The organism is Streptomyces sp. O3, from assembly GCF_054788135.1.
The window spans coordinates 1-16,947 of the sequence record NZ_JBTVYK010000069.1; the positions used below are offsets into that span (position 1 = coordinate 1).

The 16,947-nt window shown below is 71.1% G+C and carries 13 protein-coding genes; 3 read left to right on the forward strand and 10 right to left on the reverse strand.

Annotation, left to right across the window (positions count from 1 at the left end; genetic code table 11):
* Window positions 1–238: 238 nt before the first annotated feature.
* From ACX6XY_RS26720 to thyX, 3 genes are all read right to left on the reverse strand, one after another.
* Window positions 239–1,924 (reverse strand): ribonuclease J, encoded by a 1,686-nt coding sequence (locus ACX6XY_RS26720; RefSeq protein WP_460335985.1) that lies wholly within the window; start codon window positions 1,922–1,924, stop codon window positions 239–241.
* A 168-nt stretch (window positions 1,925–2,092) separates the two neighbouring features.
* Window positions 2,093–2,992 carry a 4-hydroxy-tetrahydrodipicolinate synthase gene (gene dapA, locus ACX6XY_RS26725; RefSeq protein ID WP_460335988.1) on the reverse strand — a complete coding sequence of 300 codons (900 nt, stop codon included), beginning with the start codon at window positions 2,990–2,992 and terminating at the stop codon, window positions 2,093–2,095.
* 203 nt (window positions 2,993–3,195) lie between these two features.
* Window positions 3,196–3,936 carry an FAD-dependent thymidylate synthase gene (gene thyX / locus ACX6XY_RS26730; protein ID WP_460335991.1) on the reverse strand — a complete coding sequence of 247 codons (741 nt, stop codon included), beginning with the start codon at window positions 3,934–3,936 and terminating at the stop codon, window positions 3,196–3,198.
* Between the two features lie 215 nt (window positions 3,937–4,151).
* Here thyX and ACX6XY_RS26735 point away from each other — a divergent pair, with 215 nt between their 5' ends.
* Together ACX6XY_RS26735 and ACX6XY_RS26740 are read left to right on the forward strand one after the other, a co-directional pair.
* On the forward strand, window positions 4,152–4,391 hold the full coding sequence (locus tag ACX6XY_RS26735) for a hypothetical protein (protein WP_460335994.1): 240 nt from the start codon (window positions 4,152–4,154) through the stop codon (window positions 4,389–4,391).
* A gap of 105 nt (window positions 4,392–4,496) precedes the next feature.
* Complete coding sequence (locus ACX6XY_RS26740; protein ID WP_460335997.1) at window positions 4,497–5,075, forward strand: hypothetical protein; 579 nt, start codon at window positions 4,497–4,499, stop codon at window positions 5,073–5,075.
* Between the two features lie 5 nt (window positions 5,076–5,080).
* Here ACX6XY_RS26740 and ACX6XY_RS26745 read toward each other — a convergent pair whose 3' ends face one another.
* The 6 genes from ACX6XY_RS26745 to eccD all read right to left on the reverse strand — a co-directional run bounded on the left by ACX6XY_RS26745 (window position 5,081) and on the right by eccD (window position 12,302).
* Window positions 5,081–5,551 (reverse strand): hypothetical protein, encoded by a 471-nt coding sequence (locus ACX6XY_RS26745; protein WP_460336000.1) that lies wholly within the window; start codon window positions 5,549–5,551, stop codon window positions 5,081–5,083.
* A gap of 13 nt (window positions 5,552–5,564) precedes the next feature.
* Window positions 5,565–6,320: a 4-hydroxy-tetrahydrodipicolinate reductase gene (dapB, locus tag ACX6XY_RS26750; RefSeq protein WP_460336003.1), complete on the reverse strand. Its 756-nt coding sequence runs from the start codon at window positions 6,318–6,320 to the stop codon at window positions 5,565–5,567.
* A gap of 26 nt (window positions 6,321–6,346) precedes the next feature.
* Window positions 6,347–7,726, reverse strand: a complete 1,380-nt coding sequence (locus ACX6XY_RS26755; protein ID WP_460336006.1) for a M16 family metallopeptidase — start codon at window positions 7,724–7,726, stop codon at window positions 6,347–6,349.
* A complete protein-coding gene (locus tag ACX6XY_RS26760; protein WP_460336009.1) occupies window positions 7,723–9,939 on the reverse strand; it encodes a polyribonucleotide nucleotidyltransferase in 2,217 nt (738 codons plus the stop codon). The genes ACX6XY_RS26755 and ACX6XY_RS26760 overlap by 4 nt, the downstream gene beginning before the upstream one ends.
* 306 nt (window positions 9,940–10,245) lie before the next feature.
* Window positions 10,246–10,533, reverse strand: a complete 288-nt coding sequence (gene rpsO / locus ACX6XY_RS26765) for a 30S ribosomal protein S15 (protein ID WP_460336012.1) — start codon at window positions 10,531–10,533, stop codon at window positions 10,246–10,248.
* A 203-nt stretch (window positions 10,534–10,736) separates the two neighbouring features.
* Window positions 10,737–12,302, reverse strand: a complete 1,566-nt coding sequence (gene eccD / locus ACX6XY_RS26770; RefSeq protein ID WP_460336015.1) for a type VII secretion integral membrane protein EccD — start codon at window positions 12,300–12,302, stop codon at window positions 10,737–10,739.
* A gap of 293 nt (window positions 12,303–12,595) precedes the next feature.
* On the opposite strand from eccD, the gene eccCa reads away from it, so the two are divergent.
* Window positions 12,596–16,612 (forward strand): type VII secretion protein EccCa, encoded by a 4,017-nt coding sequence (gene eccCa, locus ACX6XY_RS26775; protein WP_460336018.1) that lies wholly within the window; start codon window positions 12,596–12,598, stop codon window positions 16,610–16,612.
* Window positions 16,613–16,620: 8 nt separating this feature from the next.
* Here eccCa and ACX6XY_RS26780 read toward each other — a convergent pair whose 3' ends face one another.
* Entirely contained in the window at window positions 16,621–16,923 is a 303-nt protein-coding gene (locus tag ACX6XY_RS26780) for a WXG100 family type VII secretion target (RefSeq protein ID WP_460336021.1), read from the reverse strand.
* Window positions 16,924–16,947 lie beyond the last annotated feature (24 nt).

The window sequence follows — 16,947 nt, forward strand, 5'->3', positions numbered from 1 at the left end:
CAGACTCTTTCGTGTCCGATTTCCTCGGTGCCTTCCCGGTTCCCGCTCTCGCGTTTCCCTTTCCGGCGGCTCCGACTTTATCAGAGAAATCTGAGTCGGTTTTCCACTCTCCCGCTATGAAGCGGCGCTGGGCACACAGGTGCGCCCTGACGCGTTGAGGCGGAGAGGTAAACGTACTGGAGCGGGGTCCTCCGACGCAAATCGGGGGACCCCGCTCCCGTACGTGCTGCTCGCGGCGTCAGACCTCGACGACGACCGGGAGGATCATCGGGCGTCGGCGGTAGGTGTCCGAGACCCACTTGCCCAGCGTGCGGCGGATGAGTTGCTGCAGCTGGTGGGGTTCGACGACGCCGTCCTGGGCCGACTTCTCCAGGGTTTCCTGGATCTTCGGGATCACCGCACTGAAGGCCGAGTCGTCGATGCCCGAGCCGCGGGCCTGGATGTGCGGGCCACCGGTGATCTTTCCGGTGCTCGAGTCGACCACGACGAACACCGAGATGATGCCCTCGTCGCCGAGGATGCGGCGGTCCTTCAGGGAGGACTCGGTGACATCGCCGACCGAGAGACCGTCGACGTACACATATCCGGCCTGGACCTTGCCGACGATCTTGGCCTTGCCCGCGACCAGGTCGACCACGACGCCGTCTTCCGCGATGACGATCTGGCTCTGCGGCACACCGGTCAGTGCCCCCAGCTCCGCGTTCGCGCGCAGGTGGCGCCATTCGCCGTGCACCGGCAGCAGGTTCCTGGGCTGGCAGATGTTGTAGAAGTACAGGAGTTCACCAGCCGAGGCGTGGCCGGAGACGTGCACCTTGGCGTTGCCCTTGTGGACCACGTTGGCGCCCCACCGGGTCAGGCCGTTGATCACGCGGTAGACCGCGTTCTCGTTGCCCGGAATCAGGGACGAGGCCAGGATGACCGTGTCGCCCTGGACGATGCGGATCTGGTGGTCCCGGTTGGCCATCCGGGAGAGGGCCGCCATCGGCTCGCCCTGGGAGCCCGTACAGACCAGGACGACCTCGTCGTCGGGCAGGTCGTCGAGGGTCCGGACGTCGACGACCAGTCCGGCCGGGACCTTCAGATAGCCGAGGTCTCGGGCGATGCCCATGTTGCGGACCATCGAGCGGCCGACGAAGGCGACCCGGCGGCCGTACTCGTGGGCGGCGTCGAGGATCTGCTGGATGCGGTGCACATGGCTGGCGAAGCTGGCGACGATGACGCGCTTCTGGGCTCCGGCGAAGACCTGGCGCAGCACGTTCGAGATGTCGCGCTCGGGCGGGACGAAGCCCGGCACCTCGGCGTTGGTCGAGTCGCAGAGCAGCAGGTCGATGCCCTCTTCGCCGAGCCTGGCGAAGGCCCGCAGGTCGGTGAGGCGGCCGTCGAGCGGCAGCTGGTCCATCTTGAAGTCGCCGGTGTGGACCACCAGGCCGGCGGGGGTGCGGATGGCGACCGCCAGCGCGTCCGGGATGGAGTGGTTGACCGAGACGAACTCGCAGTCGAAGGGGCCGACGCGCTCGCGGTGTCCCTCGGTGACTTCGAGGGTGTACGGGCGGATGCGGTGCTCTTGGAGCTTCGCCTCGATCAGGGCGAGGGTCAGCTTGGAGCCGATCAGCGGGATGTCCGGCTTCTCGCGGAGCAGGTAGGGGACGCCGCCGATGTGGTCCTCGTGGCCGTGGGTGAGCACGATGCCGTCGATGTCGTCGAGGCGGTCTCTGATGCTGCTGAAGTCCGGCAGGATCAGATCGACTCCGGGCTGCTCCTCCTCAGGGAAGAGAACTCCGCAGTCGACGATCAGGAGGCGGCCGCCGTACTCGAAGACCGTCATGTTGCGGCCGATCTCACCGAGGCCGCCCAGTGGGGTGACGCGCAGGCCGCCGTCGGGCAGCTTCGGCGGGGTGCCGAGCTCGGGGTGCGGATGACTCAAAAGACTCTCCTAACCCATGCGCGCCACGTACCCCAGAGGCACGTGGCGCGCATGACACTCATGCAGATGCGTTGTTGTTGTCGTCTGTGCTGTCTGTTGTCGCTTGGGCTGGCTATTCAGTTGGTCCGGTGGCCCGGTGGCCCGGCTATTCGGTTGTGAAGTCCGTGGTCACAGCTGCACTCCGCCGGCGGCGAGGTCGATCTTGAGCTGGTGGGTCTCCTCGGGTGAGAGCTCCACCATCGGCAGGCGCAGCGGTCCGGCCGGGAGGCCCTGTAGCGCGAGCGCGGCCTTGGTGGTGATCACACCCTGGGTGCGGAACATGCCGGTGAAGACCGGAAGCAGCTTCTGGTGGATCTCCGTCGCCTTGTGTACGTCGCCGTTGTTGTGGGCGTCGAGCATGGCGCGCAGCTCCGGGGTCACCACATGGCCGACCACGGAGACGAAGCCGACCGCGCCGACGGAGAGCAACGGGAGGTTGAGCATGTCGTCGCCGGAGTACCAGGCGAGGCTGGAACGCGCGATGGCCCAGCTGGCGCGGCCGAGGTCGCCCTTGGCGTCCTTGTTGGCGACGATCCGCGGGTGCTCGGAGAGCCGGACCAGGGTCTCGGTGTTGATCGGTACGCCGCTGCGGCCGGGGATGTCGTAGAGCATGACCGGCAGTCCGGTGGAGTCCGCGATGGCGGTGAAGTGCCGGAGCAGGCCTTCCTGCGGGGGCTTGTTGTAGTACGGCGTGACGGCCAGCAGGCCGTGGGCGCCGACCTCTTCCGCCGCGCGGGCGAGCTGAAGGCTGTGGCGGGTGTCGTTGGTGCCGACTCCCGCGACGATGTGGGCACGGTCGCCGACCGCTTCCAGTACGGCTCGTACGAGCTCGGTTTTCTCCGCGTCGGTGGTGGTGGGGGACTCGCCGGTGGTGCCGTTGATGATCAGGCCGTCGTTGCCTGCGTCCACCAGGTGGGCGGCGAGCTGCTGCGCGCCGTCGAGATCAAGTGCGCCGTCCGCCGTGAAGGGCGTGACCATGGCGGTGAGGACCCTACCGAAGGGGGTCTGCGGAGTGGAGGTCGGAGCCATGGGTAACACGCTACTCGCTGCTCAGTGCGTGGTCCCCCCTCGGGGGAGGTGGCAGACGCGACAAACGGAGCCCGGCGCTGCCTGCTCGGGGGTTCAAGCAGCGCCGGGTCCGTTTGATCAGGCTAGATGAACTTCACGAAAAGCCGCAATACGGACACTTCGCCCGGCTAGGCGCACATCTGTGCCCGAGCGGCGTCCGGGCACTACGGGGCCACCCTGCCGTTGGCGTTGAACGCGGCGTGCGTGAGCGGCATCAGCCGTGCCCACTGCTGCTCCATCTGCTCGCCCACCATCTCGATCTCCCGCTGCGGGAAGGACGGGACCTTGGCCAGCTCGTGCTGGGTGCGCAGGCCCAGGAAGTGCATCAGCGAGCGGGCGTTGCAGGTCGCGTACATCGAGGAGAACAGGCCGACCGGCAGCACCGCGCGGGCGACCTCGCGCGCGACGCCCGCGGCCAGCATCTCCTGGTACGCCTCGTAGGCCTGGCGGTAGGAGTCCTCCATCACGCGGCCGGTGAGCTCCTGTTGCGCCTGGGTGCCCTCCACGAAGACGTACTTGCCGGGGCGGCCCTCCTGGACGAGCTTGCGGGACTCGCCGGGTACGTAGAAGACGGGCTGCAGCTCCCTGTACCGGCCCGACTCCTCGTTGTACGACCAGCCGACGCGGTGCCGCATGAACTCACGGAAGACGAAGATCGGGGCGCTGATGAAGAATGTCATGGAGTTGTGCTCGAAGGGGCTGCCGTGGCGGTCCCGCATGAGGTAGTTGATCAGCCCCTTGGAGCGCTCCGGATCCTTGGTGAGCTCGTCCAGGGACTGCTCGCCCGCCGTGGAGACACGGGCGGCCCACAGGACGTCGGTGTCGGCGGCGCTGTGCTTCACCAGCTCGACGGTCACATCGCTGCGGAAGCTCGGCTTGAGGTCTTCGGCGGGGGTCTCACTCACCGGCGGGGGTCCTTCCGTTCACATCGCTCGGGCGGCGCCCACTCTACGGCTCGCCGCGGACAGTCCCGACCGTTCGGCGGCGCTCTGGGAGGTTCTTCGGCGAATTTGCCGGATCCGGGCACCCCTGCGGTGTTTTGCACGTCTGTACGGGTAGCAGCCCTTCAGTGCGAGGCCCCCGTGGCACCGTCTACGACACCCGAGGAGAAGCGCCCGTCATGTTCCGTCGGCGAGAGCCCGTCCCGTTCGCCTTCGTCGCCGAGGCCGACGAGTTCCGGAGCAATGTCACGCCCCCGCCGCGCGAGCGCGCCACCCGCGGCCAGATACTCGGCCATGTGCTGCTCGGCCTCACGGTGGTCAGCGGCCTGGTGGGCGCCCTGCTGTTCGGGCTGCCCGCGCTCTCGCCCGAGCAGTCACCGGCCACGACGCAGCAGTCCGAGGCGTCGGACGGACGCTGACACGGCCGGACCCCCAATGGTGGTCGCCGACCGTACGCCTCGATAGCCTCACCCGAGCACAGCACAGCACAGCACAGTCGAGCGTGCATGGAGTGAGGAACAGTCGTGCCCCTGCCCTTTCTGACGGCCGACCGCGCGTTCGGTGACGATGACATGGAGTCCGGCGGCGATGTCGCGCTGCCGTACGACGACCGCGACCAGTGGCGTCGGCCGTACCGTCCGGGACCGTGGCGGGTCGGGGCCGCGGCACTGCTCCTGCTGCTCGCCTCGTATCTGCTGGTCGCCGCGCTGGTCATCGCGCTCGCCGGCGGACCTCGGGCGGCGGCGACCTGCGTCGGCGGCGCGGTGGCCGTGATCGCGGTCGCGGTGCGCCTGCTGCGTATGGGCACCTGGGTGAGCGGGCGGGGGCTGCGCCAGGTGGGGTTCTTCGTGACCCGGACGGTTCCCTGGCAGCAGGTCCAGGAGGTGCGCACCGTCCAGCAGCCGGTGCGCTGGCTGGGGCTGCCGCGCACCGTTCAGGGGCAGGCGCTGGTCCTCGTGCGGAGCGGCGACGCTCAGTCGGCGGCGCCGCTGTTCACCGATCGCAGCGCGGACTTCCTGGCCAGGTCCGAGGCGTTCGACCGGGCCGCGGACGCCGTGGAGTCCTGGGCTGACGAGCGCCGCCGGGTGCCCGTGAGCGCGTAACCGCGTCAGGCGTTCCGCCGGAGGTCCGGCGCCTCGCGTGCGGCGTCGCGCAGGGCGATCGCGCGCTGCATCGCCTTGCGGGCGCGTGGCGTGTCGCGGGCGTCGTGGTAGGCGACGGCGAGGCGGAACCAGCAGCGCCAGTCGTCCGGGGCGTCCTCGGTCTCCGCGCGCCGCTGGGCGAACACCGCGTCGGCGGAGTCACGGTCGATGCGGCCGCTCGGGGTGCGCTTCAGGTCGTCGACAGGCAGCCCGCCCTCGGCCTCGAGCTCGGCGGCCAGCTGGTTCGCCCGGCGGGCGAACTGCGTGGTCTTCCACAGGAACCAGACGCCGATCAACGGCAGCACCAGCACCGCCACGCCGAAGGAGACGGTGAGCGCGGTGCCCTCCCGTATGAGCAGCACGCCGCGGCTGCCGACCAGGACGAAGTAGACGACCAGGACGGCGGCCAGGGCGAAGTACGTGATCTTTGCGCGCATGTCGGGCGACCGTTCAGTTGCCGAGGTCCAGGAAGTGTTCCAGGCCGAAGGTGAGGCCCGGCGTGGACACCACGCGGCGCACACCTAGCAGGATGCCCGGCATAAAGCTGGTGTGGTGCAGCGAGTCATGCCGGATGGTCAGGGTCTCGCCCTCGCCGCCGAGCAGTACCTCCTGGTGGGCGAGCATGCCCCGCAGGCGTACGGCGTGCACCGGCACCCCGTCGACGCGCGCGCCGCGGGCGCCGTCCAGCGCCGTGGTGGTGGCGTCCGGCTGCGGGGCGCAGCCGGCCTGTGCACGGGCGGCGGCGATGAGCTGGGCGGTGCGGGTCGCGGTGCCGGACGGCGCGTCCACCTTGTTCGGGTGGTGCAGCTCGACGACCTCGGCGGACTCGAAGAAGCGGGCCGCCTGGCGGGCGAACTGCATGCTGAGCACCGCGCCGATGGAGAAGTTCGGCGCGATCAGGACACCGGTGTCCGGGCTCTCGGCGAGCCAGCCGTTCAGCTGCGCGAGGCGGTCGTCGGTCCAGCCGGTGGTGCCGACGACGGCGTGGATGCCGTGCCGCACGCAGAAGTCGAGGTTGCCCATCACCGAGTCGGGGGTGGTCAGCTCGACCGCCGCCTGGGCTCCGGACTCCACCAGGGTCTCCAGCTGGTCGCCCCGGCTCAGGGCGGCGACCAGTTCCAGATCCTCGGCGGCTTCGACGGCTCGTACCGCCTCGGCGCCGATCCGGCCCTTGGCGCCGATGACGGCCACGCGCAGCTTGCTCATTGCTTCGTCCTTCTGCCTTCTACGGGTCAGGAGACCACTTCGGTCAGGCGGGCTGCCTGCTTGTCCTTGATCGGGCCGATGGCCGACAGGGAGGGGCGCTGGCCCAGGATGTCGTGGGCGACGGCCCGCACCTCGTCGGGCGTGACCGCCGATATCCGGGCGAGCATGTCGTCGACCGACATCTGATCGCCCCAGCACAGCTCGCTCTTGCCGATGCGGTTCATCAGGGCGCCGGTGTCCTCCAGGCCCAGCACGGTGGAGCCCGCGAGCTGGCCGACGGCGCGGCCGACCTCGTCGTCGGACAGGCCGTGCTCGGCGACCTGGGCGAGCTCGTCGCGGCAGATCTTCAGCACGTCGGACACCTGGCTGGGCCGGCACCCCGCGTAGACGCCGAACAGGCCGCAGTCGGCGAAGCCCGAGGTGTACGAGTACACGCTGTAGGCCAGGCCGCGCTTCTCGCGGATCTCCTGGAAGAGGCGTGAGGACATCCCGCCGCCGAGCGCGGCGTTCAGGACGCTCAGGGCCCAGCGGCGCTCGTCGGTGCGGGCCAGGCCGGGCATGCCGAGGATGACATGAGCCTGCTCGCCCCTGCGGTTGACCACGTCGACCTGTCCCGCCGTACGCAGCTTGCGACGGCCGTCGCGCGGGGCGACCGGGGTGGCGCGGGTGTCCGAGAGGGCTCCCGCCTTCTCGAACGCGGCGCGGACCTGGCGTACCACGCGCGCGTGGTCGACGTTTCCGGCGGCCGCGACCACCAGGTGGGTCGGGTCGTAGTGCCGCTTGTAGAAGCGGCGGATACGCGCCGCGTCGAGCGCGTTGACCGTGTCGACGGTGCCGAGCACGGGGCGGCCGAGGGGGGTGTCGCCGAGCATGGTGTGCGCGAACAGGTCGTGTACGCAGTCGCCCGGATCGTCCTCGGTCATCGCGATCTCTTCGAGGATGACCCCGCGCTCGGCGTCGACGTCCTCCTGTTCGATCAGCGAGCCGGTGAGCATGTCGCACACCACGTCGATCGCGAGCGGCAGGTCGGTGTCGAGCACGCGCGCGTAGTAGCAGGTGTACTCCTTCGCCGTGAAGGCGTTCATCTCGCCGCCGACCGCGTCGATCGCGGCGGAGATGTCCAGGGCGCTGCGGCGCTTGGTGCCCTTGAAGAGGAGGTGCTCCAGGTAGTGCGTGGCGCCGTTCAGGGACGGCGTCTCGTCGCGTGAGCCGACGTGGGCCCAGATGCCGAAGGTGGCGGAGCGTACGGAGGGGAGGGTCTCGGTGACGACGCGCAGGCCGCCCGGCAGGGTCGTACGGCGGACCGTGCCGATGCCGTTCTCGCCCTTGAGCAGGGTTTGGGTACGGGCGACGGCCCGCGCCTCGGATGAGGCACGGGCCGTCGCCTGAGAACTACGGGACGTCACTTGGCGGCGTCGTCCTTCTTCTCTTCGCCCTCTTCGCCCTCGATCACGGGGATCAGCGAGAGCTTGCCGCGGGAGTCGATCTCGGCGATCTCGACCTGCACCTTGGCGCCGACGCCGAGGACGTCCTCGACGTTCTCCACGCGCTTGCCGCCGGCCAGCTTGCGGATCTGCGAGATGTGCAGCAGACCGTCCTTGCCCGGCATGAGCGACACGAACGCGCCGAAGGTGGTCGTCTTGACGACCGTGCCCAGGTAGCGCTCGCCGACCTCCGGCATGGTCGGGTTGGCGATGCCGTTGATCGTGGCGCGGGCGGCCTCGGCGGCCGGACCGTCGGCGGCGCCGATGTAGATGGTGCCGTCGTCCTCGATCGTGATGTCGGCGCCGGTGTCCTCCTGGATCTGGTTGATCATCTTGCCCTTGGGGCCGATGACCTCGCCGATCTTGTCCACCGGGATCTTGACGGTGATGATCCGCGGGGCGTTCGGGGACATCTCGTCCGGGACGTCGATGGCCTCGTTCATCACGTCGAGGATGTGCAGACGCGCGTCACGGGCCTGCTTCAGCGCGGCGGCCAGCACCGAGGCGGGGATGCCGTCGAGCTTGGTGTCGAGCTGGAGCGCGGTCACGAACTGCTTCGTGCCGGCGACCTTGAAGTCCATGTCGCCGAAGGCGTCCTCCGCACCGAGGATGTCGGTGAGGGCGACATAGTGCGTCTCGCCGTCGATCTCCTGGGAGATCAGGCCCATCGCGATGCCCGCGACGGCGGCCTTCAGCGGCACACCGGCGTTCAGCAGCGACATGGTGGAGGCGCAGACCGAGCCCATGGACGTCGAGCCGTTGGAGCCCAGCGCCTCGGAGACCTGGCGGATGGCGTACGGGAACTCCTCGCGCGTCGGCAGCACCGGCACGATGGCGCGCTCGGCGAGCGCGCCGTGGCCGATCTCGCGGCGCTTGGGCGAGCCCACGCGGCCGGTCTCGCCGACGGAGTACGGCGGGAAGTTGTAGTTGTGCATGTAGCGCTTGCGGGTCACCGGCGAGAGGGTGTCCAGCTGCTGCTCCATGCGGAGCATGTTCAGGGTGGTGACGCCCAGGATCTGGGTCTCGCCACGCTCGAACAGGGCCGAGCCGTGCACCCGCGGGATGGCCTCGACCTCGGCGGCGAGCGTACGGATGTCCGTGACGCCGCGGCCGTCGATGCGGACCTTGTCCTTGATGATGCGCTCGCGGACCAGCTTCTTGGTCAGCGCGCGGTAGGCGCCGGAGATCTCCTTCTCGCGGCCCTCGAACTGCGGGAGCAGCTTCTCGGCGGCGATGCCCTTGACGCGGTCCAGCTCGGCCTCGCGCTCCTGCTTGCCGGCGATGGTGAGCGCCTGGCCCAGCTCGGCGGACACGGCGGCGGTGAGGGCCTCCAGCACGTCGTCCTCGTAGTCGAGGAAGACCGGGAACTCGCCGACCGGCTTGGCGGCCTTGGCGGCCAGCTCCGACTGGGCCTTGCAGAGCACCTTGATGAAGGGCTTGGCGGCCTCCAGACCGGCGGCGACGACCTCCTCGGTGGGGGCGGCGGCGCCGTCCGCGACGAGCTGGATGGTCTTCTCGGTGGCCTCGGCCTCGACCATCATGATCGCGACGTCGCCGTCCTCCAGGACGCGGCCCGCGACGACCATGTCGAAGACGGCGTCCTCGAGCTCGGTGTGCGTCGGGAAGGCGACCCACTGGCCCTTGATCAGGGCGACGCGGGTGCCGCCGATCGGGCCCGAGAAGGGCAGCCCGGCCAGCTGCGTGGAGCAGGAGGCGGCGTTGATCGCGATCACGTCGTACAGGTGGTCGGGGTTGAGCGCCATGACCGTCTCGACGATCTGGATCTCGTTCCGCAGGCCGCTCTTGAACGACGGGCGCAGCGGGCGGTCGATCAGGCGGCAGGTGAGGACGGCGTCCTCGGAGGGGCGGCCCTCACGGCGGAAGAAGGAGCCGGGGATCTTGCCGGCCGAGTACATCCGCTCCTCGACGTCCACCGTGAGGGGGAAGAAGTCGAGCTGGTCCTTGGGCTTCTTGGAGGCGCTGGTGGCCGACAGCACCATGGTGTCGTCGTCCAGGTACGCGACGGCGGAGCCGGCGGCCTGCTTGGCCAGGCGGCCCGTCTCGAAGCGGATGGTGCGGGTGCCGAAGGTGCCGTTGTCGATGACGGCCTCGGCGTAGTGGGTCTCGTTCTCCACTAGCGATATCTCCGTGTCTACTCGTCTTTTTCGTCTTTCGTCCCCCTTGCCCGTATGGCGTGGGGACGGAGGCGGAGAAGCGCGCCTGTGGGTCGGGCCGGTCTTCGATCGAAGCATCCGGGGTGATGGGTCCCGGAGGCCACTACCGAGGACCGGCGGCGGCGAGGGGACGCTTCTCCTCGTTCGGTACTGCGGTTACTACGGTTACTGCGGTGCGACCAGACTACAAAGGCCTGACGCGACTGTGCACGTACGGCGAAGGGAGCGGCTCCCCCGTTACGCGGGAACCGCTCCCTTCGGCATGTCTTACTTGGCGCCCGCCGCACCGCGGCGGATGCCGAGGCGCTCGACCAGCGTACGGAAGCGCTGGATGTCCTTCTTGGCGAGGTACTGCAGCAGGCGGCGACGCTGGCCGACCAGGATCAGCAGACCACGGCGGGAGTGGTGGTCGTGCTTGTGGGTCTTCAGGTGCTCCGTCAGGTCGGAGATGCGACGCGAGAGCAGCGCCACCTGGACCTCGGGGGAGCCGGTGTCACCCTCCTTGGTGGCGAACTCGGCCATGATCTGCTTCTTCGTGGCGGTGTCGAGCGACACGCGAACTCCTCGTTTGTCTCGTGCTGCCGCCGAGTGCTCCTGGTCTTCTTCTCAGAGAGCTTCCGTGACTCGGAGGCGGGGGCCGTCGGCGCTGCTCCAGCTGCTCCATTCGGGTGACGACGGGGTCGTCGGCCGGGATTCGGGGCGCGTACACAGACGGGCGTTACACAGAGTACCAGCCCGCGTCACGGCATCGGTCCGCGTCACGAGGTGAGTGCCCGGATCGAGTGATAGACGTCGAAGACGGCGAGGCACAGCGGGACCAGCGTCAGCAGGACGGAGGCTTCGGCGATCTCCAGGAATCGCCCCCAGAAGGGGGTGACGCCCTCGCGCGGAACGATCAGGCCGATCGCGACGATCACCGCGGCCGCCACGGCGATGGCCGCGGCGAGCCAGACCAGTTGGAGGTCGAGCCCCGACGCGTCGCCCCGCTCGGCCCGCAGCCACAGGTCGGCCGGGGGGTTCAGGGCGAGACCGGCGCCGAGCAGCAGCAGCGAGCCGAGGCCCGCCGCCAGGGCGCAGCCGACCTGTGCCGTGTAGCGGAAGAGGGAGGCGCGCATGAGCATGCCGACGCCGGTGGCGAGCGCGAGCAGGTGTCCCCCTACGTCGCCGGAGAAGCCCAGTACCGCGGCGGCGGCCGTCGCGACCAGGGCGCAGCCGCCGGTCAGGCCGAGCAGGAGTTCATGGCCGCGGCTGGCCCGCGCGGCGACGCGCGCGGCGTCGACGGAGCCCTGGGGCACGGGGTCGGGCCCGTCGCCGTAGTCGCCGACCGTGGTGCGGGGCGGTGTGAAGCCGACGGGCAGGCGGGCGAAGCGCGCCGAGAGTCCGGGCAGGAAGGCGAGGCCGCCGACGGCGGCCGGCGCGCAGAGTGCGGCGGTCTCGACGGGGGTCAGGGCATGGAGGATCGCGAGGAAGGTCACCAGCAGGCCGACGGCCGAGGCGAGGACGCACGCCACGAAGGGGCCGCCCCCGCTGGGTGTGACGATCGCCAGGATCACCGCGGCGACCAGCACGGCGGCGCAGGCGAGCAGGAACTGCAGCCTGCCCACGCCCTGCCCGGCGGTCGGCGGGAGCAGCCCGGATCCGGCTACGGCGGCGTTCGCCAGCGCTCCGGCGCCGAAGGCGAGGGCCGAGCCCCGGTCGTCGTACACGCGGGAGCGGACGCCCGCGAGCGCGAGCAGGAGGACGGCGGCGATCGCGGCCAGGATGCCCGGCGGCCCGTGGGTGGCGTGACCGGGGTGTGCGGTCCACAGGACGCAGGCGAGCAGCAGCAGGAGTACGGAACCGCCGGTGAGCCCCGCGGCGCGCGTGTGCGCGTCGCGCCACAGGGTGCGGTCGCGGGCGACGGCGGAGGCGACGGCGTCCGAGACGTCGTCGAAGACCGCCGGGGGAAGCGAGTCGGCGAAGGGGCGCAGCGACAGCAGTTCGCCGTCGAGGACGCGCTGGGCGGCGAGCGAGTCCGCGCCGTCCAGTGCGGCGCCGTCGCGGCGCAGCAGGTGGTAGCCGACGGGGGCGCCGGGCGCGGGGCGCTGGCCCGAGAGCCGGAGGATCTCCGGGTACAGGTCGGCGAGCGGGACGTCGTCCGGGAGCGCCACGTCGATCCGGCTGTCGGGGGCGACGACGGTGACGCGGCAGAAGCCTGTCGCGCTGACGGACGGTACGGACGGCGGCGTGTTGACGGACAGTACGGACGGCGTCGCGTTGGCGGAAGGCGTTCCGGGACTCGGGTGACCGGTTCCGGTGGCCGCCGCTCGGATCGTCGTGCTCACCTGGTGCTCTCCTGTGCGGGCTCGGCCCGGCGCACGGGCCTCAGCCTGGACGGCGGCTGAACTGCCCGGCCGTGTGCGGTGGTTCTCGGGCGGCCGCGCAGCGGGGCGGCAGCCTACCGCTCAGCGGCGCGCTCGTCCGCACGGAGGATCACCCCTCGCGTCCGCGACGTAGGATCGCGCTCCGCGGACGGCGCCCGTCGCCAGGGGGCGGCGCGCGGAGCTATCCCGTCCGGCAGTGGAGCGGTGCCGTCCGGCAGCGGAGCGGTGCCGTCCGGCAAGGGAATCAGTGAGCTGTGAGCCAGATCGTCGTCAAGCGCCCGCCGCGCGCGATGCCCGCCGAAGTGCCAGGCGAACAGGTGCGGTTGCGGCCGCCGCCCGCCCTGCCCCGTGGGCAGCAGGAGGGCGCGCTCTTGCAGCTTCTGCCGATGCTCGGCATGGGCGGTTCGGTCGTCTTCTTCTTTATGACGCCGCATCCGATCATGCGGATCATGGGCATGGTGATGATCGCCTCGACGGTCGCGCTGGCCGCCGCGACACTCGTACGCTACCGCCGCGGCGCCCAGGGCCAGCTGGCCGACCTGCGGCGCGACTATCTCAAGTACCTGGCGCGGACCCGGCGTACGGTACGCGGGACGGCTCGGTCGCAGCGCGACGCGCAGTTCTTCCTGCATCCCGCGCCCGAGCAGCTGTGGGCGCTGGTCGCCGAGGGCGGCCGGGTCTGGGAGCGGCGGGTCGGCGACCACGACTTCGGCCAGGTGCGGATCGGCCTGGGCCGCCAGCGGCTGGCCACTGAGCTCGTCGCCCCCGAGACGGCTCCGGCGGACGAGCTGGAGCCGCTGACGGCGGACGCGATGCGGCGGTTCCTGAGCACGCACAGCACGCTGGACGGGCTGCCCATGGCCGTGTCGTTACGCGCCTTCCCGCACCTGACGCTCAGCGGCGACGCGGATTCCGTACGCTCCGCGGCCCGTGCGATGGTCGGCTCGCTGGCGGCGCTGCACTCCCCCGACGACCTGGTCGTCGCGATCGCCGCCGGGCGGGGCGCGGCCGGGCAGTGGGAGTGGGCCAAGTGGCTGCCGCACGCGCAGTCACCGGGCGCGCCGGACGGTGCGGGCAGCCGCAGACTGATCACCGCCGACGCGCGCGTGTTGGACGAGGCGCTGGCCGCGCGCCTTGAGGGCCGCCCGCGCTTCAGGACCGGCGGTCAGCCGCCGCTCGACCAGCCGCACATCCTGGTCGTCCTGGACGGTTCGCCGCTGCCACCGGCGTCGCCGCTCGCCGCGGCCGACGGCCTGCTCGGCGTGACGGTCGTCGAGGTCGCGCCCGGCGAACTCGGCGGGCTCGGCGGGCCGCGCGGCGGTCTTTCGGCGGTGGTGGACCGCGACACGCTGCGCCTGGAGCCGGGGCACGGCGTCGCCTACGACGGGGTCCCCGACCGGCTGAGCCTGGCGGCCGCCGAGGCGCTGGCCCGGCAGCTGGCCCCGCTGCGGATGCCGTCGGGCGGCGACGAGGACGAACCGCTGCTGGCCGACCTGGAGTTCACCGACCTGCTGGACCTGGGCGACGCCGCGTCCGTGGACGTCTCGCGTACCTGGCGGCCGCGCGCACAGGCGGAGCGGCTGCGCGTCCCGATCGGCGTCGGCGAGGACGGCGCGCCGGTGCTGCTCGACCTGAAGGAGGCCGCGCGGGAGGGCATGGGCCCGCACGGGCTGTGTGTCGGGGCGACCGGCTCCGGCAAGTCGGAGCTGCTGCGTACGCTCGTGCTCGGCCTGGCCGTCACGCACACGTCGGAGACCCTCAACTTCGTCCTGGCGGACTTCAAGGGCGGCGCCACCTTCGCCGGGATGTCCCGACTGCCGCATGTCGCCGCGGTCATCACCAACCTCGCGGACGATCTGACCCTGGTGGACCGGATGGGCGACTCCCTCAGCGGTGAGCTCAACCGCCGCCAGGAGCTGCTCCGGGACGCGGGCAACCACGCGAACGTCCACGACTACGAGAAGGCGCGTGCCGCGGGCGCCGCGGATCCGGCGGGGACCGCGCTCCAGCCGCTCCCCTCACTCGTCCTGGTGATCGACGAGTTCAGCGAACTGCTCACCGCGAAGCCGGATTTCATCGAGATGTTCGTGCGGATCGGGCGCATCGGGCGTTCGCTGGGCGTGCATCTGCTGCTGGCCTCGCAACGTCTGGAGGAGGGGCGGCTGCGCGGTCTGGAGACCTACCTGTCCTACCGGATCGGGCTGCGGACGTTCTCCGCGGCCGAGTCGCGTGCGGCGCTCGGGGTCCCGGACGCCTATGCGCTGCCGAACGTCCCCGGCTCCGGGCTGCTCACGTTCGGCACGGACGAGATGGTCCGCTTCAAGGCGGCGTACGTGTCCGGGGCCTACCGTGCCGGGTCCCGGCGGGCCGAGTCCCGGCGGGCCGCCGACGCCTCAGGGCCGCTGCCGCTGAGCCGCGGGCCGGTGCCGTTCACGGCCGCCGAGGTGCCGGTCAGTCACGTACGGCCCGACGCGCCGACGGCGACGCCCGGCGCGGGGCCGCTCGAAGACGACGCGCTGGCCGACACGGTCCTCGACGTCGTGGTGCGACGTCTGGAGGGGCGCGGGGCGTCGGCGCACCAGGTGTGGCTGCCGCCGCTGGACGCCCCGCCGCCGCTGGACGAACTCCTGCCGGGGCTCGCGGAGGTGCCGGGGCGCGGCCTGGCCCAGCCCGGCTACGCGGGCGCGGGGCGGCTCGTCGTCCCGCTGGGGCTGCTCGACAAGCCCTTCGAGCAGCGCCGCGACCCGCTGTACCGGGACTTCTCGGGCGCGGCGGGCCATCTGCAGATCGTCGGCGGCCCGCGGTCCGGCAAGTCGACGCTGCTGCGCACCCTGATCGCGTCCTTCGCGCTGACCCACACGCCGCGGGAGGTCCAGTTCTACGGTCTCGACTTCGGCGGTGGCGGTCTGGCGTCCGTGGCCGGGCTGCCGCATGTGGGCTCGGTCGCGTCCCGCCTCGACCCCGAGCGGGTGCGGCGTACGGTCGCCGAGGTGTACGGGGTCCTCACCCGGCGCGAGGAGTACTTCCGCGGCCACGGCATCGACTCCGTCGCCACGTACCGCAGGATGCGGGCGCGGGGCGACATCCCGGTGGAGGAGCAGCCGTGGGGTGATGTGTTCCTGGTGGTCGACGGGTGGGGGAACTTCCGTGCCGAGTACGAGGGTTTGGAGACGCTGGTCACCGACCTGGCGGCGCGCGGCCTGGGCTACGGCGTCCATCTGGTCGTGACCGCGTCCCGGTCGATGGAGGTCAGGGCCGGCCTCAAGGACCATCTGATGAACCGCCTGGAACTGCGACTCGGTGACGTCATGGACTCCGACATCGACCGCAAGGCCGCGGTGAACGTGCCGGCCGGTGTGCCGGGGCGCGGGATCGCCCCGGAGAAGCTGCACTTCATGGCGGCGGTGCCGCGGATCGACGGGATCGGCTCGGACCGCGGCCTGTCGGACGCCACGGCGGCCCTGGCCGATGAGGGCGCCCGGCGCTGGACCGCCCCCGGCGCCCCGCCGGTGCGGCTGCTGCCGCGCGAGCTGCCGGTCGCGAGCCTTCCGGCGGGCGGCGCCCGGCCGGAGCGCGGTGTCGCCTTCGGCATCGACGAGGACAGCCTGTCGCCGGTGTTCGTCGACTTCGACCGCGACCCGTTCTTCCTCGTCTTCGGCGAGAGCGAGTCCGGGAAGTCGAACCTGCTCCGGCTGCTGATCAGGCAGCTCACGGAGCGCTACCCGGACGGGAACGGCGCCAAGCTCCTCGTCGTCGACAACCGGCGCTCCCTGCTGGACGCCGTCCCGGCGTCTCATCTGGCCGAGTACGTCCCGCTGTCCCACGCCATGGACCACCACATCGCGGCGCTGGCCGACATGATGGAACGCCGCACCCCGTCCCCCGATGTGACGGCCCGAGAACTCCGGGACCGCAGCTGGTGGCAGGGTCCCACGGTGTACGTCGTCGTCGACGACTTCGACCTGGTCTCCACGTCGAGCGGCAACCCGCTCGCCCCGCTGACCGAGCTGCTCCCCTTCTCCCGCGATGTCGGCGTCCGCTTCCTCATCGCCCGGAGCACGGCGGGCGCCGGGCGCGCGTCGTACGAGCCCTTCACGCAGCGCATGCTGGAACTGGGCGCGCAGGGTGTGGTGTTGTCCGGCGACCCCGGTGAGGGTGAGCTCCTGAGGAAGACGCGGCCGCGGCCGATGCCTGCCGGGCGCGGCACCTTCGTCTCGCGGCGGCGCGGGTACCCGCTGGTCCAGACGGGCCTCATGCCGCCGGAGCTCTGAGACGTCGGCTACTGGAAGTAGCCCGCGGCTCGTAGGTCGCCGCCGCGGTAGTCGCCGCCCGCGTCGGTGACCCTCCTGGAGATCTCCTTGAGGGCCGTGTGGATGGCGGTGGCGTCCGCGTCCCACTGCTTCTGCTGCCGTGTGAACGCCCTGTGGGCCTCCCCCTCCCAGCCCGCCGCGACCCGCTCCATGGCGGTCTTCAGGGCCCTGAGGTCGTCGTCGAGCTTCTTCGCCTGGTTGCCCAGCACGGTCGTGATGGCGTCGAGTCCGCCGTATTTGACGGCGAGTTCGTCGGGGTTGTTCGTGGCCACGCTGTCAGTCTCCTTCGTCCGTTC

Bases quoted from the DNA above. Each gene is read 5' to 3' on its own strand.
- dapA (WP_460335988.1), bottom strand. From the start codon at position 2,992: ATGGCTCCGACCTCCACTCCGCAGACCCCCTTCGGTAGGGTCCTCACC.
- ACX6XY_RS26735 (WP_460335994.1), top strand. From the start codon at position 4,152: ATGTTCCGTCGGCGAGAGCCCGTCCCGTTCGCCTTCGTCGCCGAGGCC.
- ACX6XY_RS26745 (WP_460336000.1), bottom strand. From the start codon at position 5,551: ATGCGCGCAAAGATCACGTACTTCGCCCTGGCCGCCGTCCTGGTCGTC.
- dapB (WP_460336003.1), bottom strand. From the start codon at position 6,320: ATGAGCAAGCTGCGCGTGGCCGTCATCGGCGCCAAGGGCCGGATCGGC.